Below are 7506 nucleotides of genomic sequence, written 5' to 3' on the forward strand. Positions count from 1 at the left end.
TGAGCAGCCGGGCCCCTGAAGGGCCCCCTTCAGTTGCGAGGTTGCACGCCACCATGACCACGACCCTGCCATTCTCCGCACCGCGTTCTCAGGCGCTCTGGACCGAGGCGCAGCAGTTGATTCCGGGCGGGGTGAACAGTCCGGTGCGGGCCTTCAAAAGCGTGGGCGGGGATCCGGTCTTTGTGGCGCGCGCTGAGGGCGCTTGGCTTGAAGACGTGGACGGCCGCACCTACGTCGACATGATTGGCGCCTGGGGACCGATGATCTTGGGGCATGCCCATCCTGTGGTGCGAGAGGCGCTCACGCGGGCCGCGGCGGATGGCTTTGCCTTTGGGGCGCCCACAGCGGCCGAGGTCGATATGGCCAGGGCGATCCGGCGGGCCATGCCGGCCATGGAGATGGTGCGTCTGGTGAATTCCGGAACGGAAGCCACCATGAGTGCGTTGCGCCTGGCTCGGGCCTTCACCGGCCGTGACAAGATCGTCAAGTTCAGCGGCTGTTACCACGGCCACGCTGATTTCCTGCTGGTGAAGGCCGGTTCCGGCGTCGCCACGCTTGGTCTGCCCGACAGCCCAGGGGTGCCGGCCGCGGTCACCGCCAACACCCTGACGGCTGACTTCAATGACCGCGCCAGTGTCGAGCGTCTCTTCTCCGCCCACGGAGCCGAGATTGCCGGCGTGATTGTCGAACCGGTGGTGGGCAACTCCGGGACCGTCGCTCCCGAGGCGGATTTTCTGGGCTACCTGCGGGAGGTGACCCGGCAGCACGGCGCGTTGCTGATTTTCGACGAGGTGATGACCGGTTTTCGGGTGGCTTACGGCGGGGCTCAGGCGCTTTACGGCGTCACGCCCGATCTGACGTGTCTCGGGAAAATCGTGGGGGGTGGGGTGCCCGTGGGGGCATACGGCGGGCGCGCCGACATCATGGCCACCGTCGCTCCGGCCGGGCCGATGTATCAGGCCGGGACGATGAGCGGCAACCCCCTGGCCACGGCCGCCGGTTTGGCGACCCTGACCTTGCTGGCGGAGTCGGGCGTGTACGAACGGCTGGAAGCGACCTCCGCCGCGATCGAACAGGCCCTGAGGGCCGCCGCGCAAGCGGCCGACGTTCGGATCGTGCTGAATCGGGTCGGCTCGATGCTCACGGTCTTTTTCACGGACGAGCCCGTGACGGGCTGGCCCACGGCCGATCGTTGTGATCGCAAGGCCTACGGGGTCTTTTTTCACGCCATGCTGTCCCACGGGGTCTATTTCCCACCGGCGCAATTCGAGGCCTGCTTCATCTCCCTGGCTCACGGGGAGCGGGAGGTGGCGGCGATCGCCGCGGCGGCGCGAGCGGCCTTCCGCGCCGTTGCTGAATTCCGGCAAGGGGCTTGAAAGGCAGGCGCGCGGCGATGGTTTTCGGCATCCTCCCACGACCTCTGACGACACTGTCCTTGCTCCTTGCCTTGCTGGCCGGCTGCGATCGGGGGGCCAACCCCCTGATTCCCCAATTGCGGCCGGTCGAAGGGGGCTGGGTGTCGAGCGAATTTGGGATGCGGGAAGCCCATCCGGTGCTGGGCACCATGCCCGGGCGCTTGCATGAGGGCTACGACTTCGCGGTGGCCGAGGGGTCGCCCATCCGGGCGACCATGGCGGGGGAAGTCGTCTACGCCGGCTGGCGTGGGGGCTACGGAAAAACCGTTGTTGTGGCCCATCGTGAGGGCCTTTCCACCTTGTATGGCCACGCCCGCGAGCTGCTAGTGTCTCCCGGGGACACGGTGGCCGCCGGGGAGGTCCTGGCGCTGGTGGGGAGCACGGGGCTGTCCACCGGACCGCACCTGCACTACGAGTTACGCAGGCACGACGTGCCGATCGATCCGGGTGGTTTTTTGCCCGATGGCACTGCGCCGCTGCCGCGTCCTTGGAGTGACGACGTGCCTGGAGCAGGGTCGTTTCCTGGGGCCTCTGTCGGCGGCCCCTCCACCGGTGCACCGCCCGAACCGGGCCAGCTCTGGCTCGAGGCGGCGGTGGAATGTGACCGTCCCGCGCGGACCTGGGAGTAGCGCCAGGCCCGGGAGCGGAAGCGGCTCTGTGCGTCGTCATGACCAGGCCACCAGAGCCGAGGGTCGGGGACTATTCGCTCTGCGTGTGTTTGGCGGCGATGGCCTGCCCGAAGCGCCAGGCTCCCACCTCCATCGCCTGACGTCGGTGAACGTCCGGTGGGCAGGCCGGGCCAGGTGCGCGATAGATGTTGCGCGCGTCCCGGTAGTAGTCGGCCAGCTGGTCGTATTCGTCCTCCAGCTGGGGATGTCCCTTGTAGCGGGTGACCAGCAGACTGTGCTGGGCGTGATGAAAGGTCTCGTGCGCGACCGTGCACAGCCAGTCTGTTGCATCCCCGGCGGCGTCAGGACGCAGTTGCACCAGGCTGCCGTCTGCCTGGAACAGGTACTGACCGCGATGGATGGTCATGCCCGGTTGCCAGACCACCCCCGGGGGCACCAGGGAAAAGCCGGCCGCTCGACACAGCCGGTCGACGCAGGCTTGCCAGGCCATCTGGCGATGGGGCATCGGGTGGGTGGCCTCCGGCAGCGGCAACGGGGTCTCTACGGCGGCCACCCAACGCGTGATCCAGGCCTCTTCTCGTAGCTGGTTTCGCAGGCGCTGCGCGTCGGACTGGTACTGGCGCCCCGTGGCCCGATCCGCGGACATCGCAATCATCCAGAGCGGCACGTCCCCGGCCTTCCGCACCGGGCGACGGTAAGCGTCCTGGCCGCGGCTATCGGCGGGCTGTTGCGGGCGCCCGTGGGAGCCGCTCCCCATCTCAGGTGGGTGTTTGGGGGAGGGCGGCGCGGGTCTGGCGCGCGAGAGCGACCAATCGTCCGGGATCATCTCGAGGGGCCTCGCAAGCAGGGGGGCGCGTGGGGGGGCAGGCCGTGCATGGGCTACCAGCTCCGCAGCAGGCGTACCAGCCCGTCGTTCTGCACGACGACCAGCACGTCTGAGCCCGCCACCACCCCGTGGCCGATCGAGACGGGAAATTGAAGCGTGGCCGCAGCGCCCTGGCCATCGGTGTTGCCAGGGGTGGAGCCTGTGATGGTGGTGACGACCCCCTGAGGGGTGATCCGGCGAATGCGGTGACCATCGCGATCGGCGACGTATAGCAGTCCCTCCGCATCGCGGGTCAGGTCCGAGGGCGTTTGAAAACTGGCCAGAGCACCCGCACCGTCGCCGGCGCCACTGCGTCCCCCGGCCAGGGTGCTGACGACGCCGGCATAGGTGACCTTGCGGATGCGGTTGTTGCCGCTGTCTGCGACATACAGGCCATCCGAGGTCGCGAGGATCCCCGTGGGCCGGAGAAATTCGGCCTCGCTGGGGCTCCCGTCGCGCATGCCACCCGCGTAGTTGCTGCGGCCCGCGAAGACGCTCAAGACCCCGGTGTTGAGTACCACCTGCATGATGTTGTTGGTCTCCGTGCTGGTCAGGTAGGCCACCCCACCCCTGACGGCCATGTCGGAGAAAAGGCTCTTGCCGCGACCGAAAATGGGCGTGGAACCTCCCTCCCATTGAATTTCGTGTTCTGTCAGCTCGTAACGATCGTCCAGCTCGTAGCAGACGGTATGAACGGCCCGGTCCAGATTGCTGAACACGACGGCCTCATCCAGGGCTTCCAGGGTGGTGGTTTCCATCGTGTAAAACGAGGGAAACAGGACCTCGGCCTGGCCAGGTCGGACTTCGACGCGGGCGCCGTTGAAGGCCCTTCCCAGGGTACGGATGGTCACGCGCGGAGGGCTGGGGTCGGGTACCGTGGTCGGTGTGCCGGCCGGTGGTTTGACCGTCACGCTGCCACTGGCCGAAGTCCCGCCGGTGGCTGTGGCGCCCGCCGAACTCAGGGCGAACGGCAACGGCGGTTCGGTGGGAGGGGCCGTGGGGGCCCCGGCGACCTGGGTCTGAATGGACGGTTGAAGCAAGGCCGCACTGCCCAGGTTGGCCGCCTGGCGAGTGAGTTCCTCGCGCTGGTTGGCCGGCAGGGCGGCAAAGGCCACATCGAACAGTTCCGCCACGCGGTCGTCTCTCAGGGTCATGGCGGCGACGAGGCCAGGCTCGTTGAGCATTCCACCCAGGACCGTGGCCAACCTCGAGGTCAGGGACGGCCGAATGAGCAACGGATTGAGGGCGTTGGTGGCGACCACCGTCAGCACCTTCTTCGCCACCAGCGTGGTGGCCGGGTTGATCGGGACCTCGATGACACCGGGCTCACGTGGGGCGGGAGCCACGCTCAGCAATTCGATCTGCTGATTGTCTTGCCGAAATTGGGTCTTGAGGATGACCAGTGGTTCTGAGGGACGCACGGCGGCGATCTGGAATTGTCCCTGCGCTCCGGTATCGGCCGGTTCCGACAGCGGGCGCGCATCCAGTCCGTGCGTGACCACCCGGGCATTGGCGATTGGCACGAGCGGCGACGGGCTGGTCTGTAACAGCTGACGGAAGTTGACGCGTGAGGCGTTCACCAGGGCCTTGCCGAGGTTGGCGTCGACCGTGGGCGACCAGCGCGCCACAATGCCGGGTGCCAGGGCCTGCACCGTGCCCTTGAAGCTGCCCTGATTGCGCGCGATCGTGCTGTAGACATCCAGGCTGGGGGTGGCGATGCGCCCCCTCTGCGAGATGACCAGGTCGGGCACCAGTTCCGCGGGCGGCGGCGGGGCCTCGATCACGCAGGCCACGCTGAACAGGGCCAGCAAGGCTGGCAGGCTGCTGTTGAGACGACGAGATGCTCGCAAGTCTGCCGCCTCCCCCTTTCGGCGTCGGGCTGGAACCGCTCCATTTTACGCCACCCAGGCCGTTCCTTGATTGTCTCCCAGGGCTGTGTGGGGCTGCCGTGATCCAGACCAGGGGAGCAAGGCCGTGATTTTGGTTAAATTTTGTTTATGCGAAGAATAATTTGAGCCTAAAGGCCTACAATGGAAAGACAGTCATCGCCGCTCGGGTGAAAGACTGCCCCTCTCGCCATCAGGAGATTGTCGACGTGAGATTTTCCTCCCACCGCGCCTGGCCCATCGTGACGGGTATGGCTTTGCTGACCGCCTCGCTGGCCGCGTGTGGCCGTCCGGCTGCGCCGACCTCCGCGGGTCCTCGTGATCTCGGTCCTGTGTCGCTGTCCTCGTTCAAGGGCGGCAAGCCAGCCACCGTCGGGGTTCCCTTCCGTTCGCGGAACGAACTGTCCCGCCTGGTGGATGCCGGCCTGGAGATCTGGTATGTGGACCAGGACGCCCGCCGCGCCTATGGGCAGATCGGGCAGGAGCATTTCTCGGCCGTGCAGCGCCTGGGAGCCCAACTCCGCGTGGTGCAGGCCCCCGGTGTTTTCAACGACTTCGACAGTGGTTACCACACCTATGACGAACTGAAGGCGGCCATGGCCGACCTGGCGGCCAAGCACGGCGACAAGGTGCAGATGCTGGACATCGGCGACGGCTGGGAAAAGACCCAAGGCAAGTCCGACCGCGACGTGCTGGCCCTTCGCATCGGCAAGGGCGACCCTGCCGGAAAGCCTGGCGTTCTGTTCTGCGGCAACCACCACGCGCGGGAGCTCGTGACGCCTGAGGTCGTGCTCAAGATCGCCCAGATGCTGGTGGACGGTTACGGCAAGGACGCAGACCTGACCAATTTCGTCGACAACCGGGACATCTGGCTGGTTCCGATGGTGAACCCCGATGGCCACCGCCTCGCCTCCGAGGGCCGCGACTGGCGCAAGAACACCGACCTCAGCCACGGCGGCGGGACCAGCTTTTCGGGGGCGCCGAACGGTCCTGGCGTCGACCTGAACCGCAACTACGGCTTCAAGTGGGGCTTGCCCGGCGCCAGCGCCAACGTCTCCGCTCCCACTTTCCGGGGATCCGGTCCATTCTCCGAGCCCGAGACCCAGGCCATCAAGAAGCTGGTCGAGAGCCGTAAGTGGGCGTTTCTGATGACCTACCACAGCTTCAGCAATCTGATCCTGTGGCCCTGGGGCCACACCGATGCCCCACCGCCGGACAATCGCCTGGCCCCCATTGGCCAGAAGCTCGGCACGCTGTCCGGCTACAAGCCTCAGCAGAGCGTGAAGCTTTACCCCACCTCCGGGGACACGACGGATTGGGCCTTCGGCGAACACGGCATTCTGGCCTACACCACCGAGATCGGCAGCTGGGGCGACGGCTTCGACCCGCCTTACTCCAAGTTGCCGAAGTTCTGGAAGGAAAACGAGCCTGGAGCGCGCCTGCTGCTGCAACTGGCGGACAATCCCTCGCACGTCTTCGGTCCTGAAGTTAGCGGCGCCACGGTGTCGGCCGGTCGCCTCACGGCCTCGGCCGCTGCAGAGGCCGTCGAGGTCGAGGTGTTCAGCGGACGCGCCGGCGCAGACGGCACGGGCGTCAAGGCCCCGGTCGCCAATGGGCAGGTGGCGCTGAGCACGGCCAGCTTCCGCAGTGCCAACGGGTTGCTGCTGGTGCATGCGCGCGACGCCAAGGGCAACTGGGGACCGCTGGTCTCGCTGTTCAATCGCTGAGTCGTCAGCGCCCTCTCAAGCCGGCATCCCCGCAAACGGGTGATGCCGGCTTTTTCCGTCTGGACGCGGGCTGCCTGGTGAGGGGGGGCTTGTATTCTCCATGCTAAGCGCAAGCCCCCTGCCTTGCAGGGGGCTTGGTGGGGCGAAGGTTTGAGCTTGCTGGCCGACGCTCAGCCAACCACTTGCACGACGTCTGTCTGACTGTTCACCTGTTTGAACAGGTCTTCATTGATGATGGGGTCGTGGTCATTGGGGTAGATGCGGTTCTGACACTGATAAGCACCGGTGTAGAACAGGTTTTCCAGGATGGTCTTGACGGTGTTGGCCTGCCAGCGGCCGCCGCGTTTGGTGGCAATGCCATCGCGGGTCAGGTCATTGGCGATCTGGCGCAGGCTTCGGCCGCTCACGCGCTCCCGGAAAATCCGACGCACCACGTTGGCCTCCAGGGGCAGGACCTTGAATTGATTGGTGGCCTCATCCAAGGCATAGCCGTAGGGGCAGGTTCCGCCGTTGTGAAGCACTTCCCGGTTGCGCACGAACACCTTGGTGGCTGTTTGCGGGGCCGGACGCATCATTCGAGCGACCTGAGGAATGGAGACGAACACCTTCAGGAGCTGTTGCCCCTCTGGGCGGTTGGTGTCGATGTCTTCCGCGACGGCGATCAACTGGCGCCCCAGAAAATTGATCTCGGACATGACCGTGGCCACGTCGTGGAAGCGGCGACCCAGCGATGCGAGGGACGGCACCACGATGACGCAATTCTCTCGTTTCAGCAGTGCACTGAGGCCGGGCCGCTCCAGCGCCACGCCGGTGCCGCCGCATTCCACCACGACGTCTTCCAGGGTCAGGCGGTTGGCCTGGCAGTAGAGCGAGAGCACGTCACGATCGCTTGCGATGGACACGGGATCTTGCCCCTGTTCCGGGGGCAACCAGATGTATCCGACGGCAGTGGACATCGACAATCTCTCCTCGTGACGACCCGCT

General features: G+C 66.2%; 6 protein-coding genes. 3 read left to right on the forward strand and 3 right to left on the reverse strand.

The annotated features are described in order from the left end of the window. Positions 1-53: 53 nt before the first annotated feature. Both hemL and VKP62_00470 read left to right on the forward strand, forming a co-directional pair. Positions 54-1376 (forward strand): glutamate-1-semialdehyde 2,1-aminomutase, encoded by a 1323-nt coding sequence (gene hemL / locus VKP62_00465; protein ID MEB3195653.1) that lies wholly within the window; start codon positions 54-56, stop codon positions 1374-1376. 59 nt (positions 1377-1435) lie between these two features. Then, positions 1436-2044 (forward strand): M23 family metallopeptidase, encoded by a 609-nt coding sequence (locus VKP62_00470; GenBank protein ID MEB3195654.1) that lies wholly within the window; start codon positions 1436-1438, stop codon positions 2042-2044. A 70-nt stretch (positions 2045-2114) separates the two neighbouring features. Here the strand turns inward: VKP62_00470 and VKP62_00475 are convergent, their stop codons facing one another. Further along, positions 2115-2870 carry a hypothetical protein gene (locus VKP62_00475; GenBank protein MEB3195655.1) on the reverse strand — a complete coding sequence of 252 codons (756 nt, stop codon included), beginning with the start codon at positions 2868-2870 and terminating at the stop codon, positions 2115-2117. A gap of 53 nt (positions 2871-2923) precedes the next feature. Beyond that, the gene (locus tag VKP62_00480; GenBank protein MEB3195656.1) at positions 2924-4759 is read right to left on the reverse strand and encodes a hypothetical protein; all 1836 of its coding nucleotides are present in this window, start codon (positions 4757-4759) and stop codon (positions 2924-2926) included. A 245-nt stretch (positions 4760-5004) separates the two neighbouring features. Here VKP62_00480 and VKP62_00485 point away from each other — a divergent pair, with 245 nt between their 5' ends. Next, positions 5005-6522, forward strand: coding sequence for a M14 family metallopeptidase (locus VKP62_00485; protein MEB3195657.1), 1518 nt, complete (start codon positions 5005-5007; stop codon positions 6520-6522). Between the two features lie 170 nt (positions 6523-6692). Here VKP62_00485 and VKP62_00490 read toward each other — a convergent pair whose 3' ends face one another. Continuing rightward, positions 6693-7478 (reverse strand): recombinase family protein, encoded by a 786-nt coding sequence (locus tag VKP62_00490; GenBank protein MEB3195658.1) that lies wholly within the window; start codon positions 7476-7478, stop codon positions 6693-6695. Positions 7479-7506: the final 28 nt, after the last annotated feature.

It is taken from the genome of Candidatus Sericytochromatia bacterium (assembly GCA_035285325.1).
Lineage (GTDB): Bacteria > Cyanobacteriota > Sericytochromatia > S15B-MN24 > JAQBPE01 > JAYKJB01.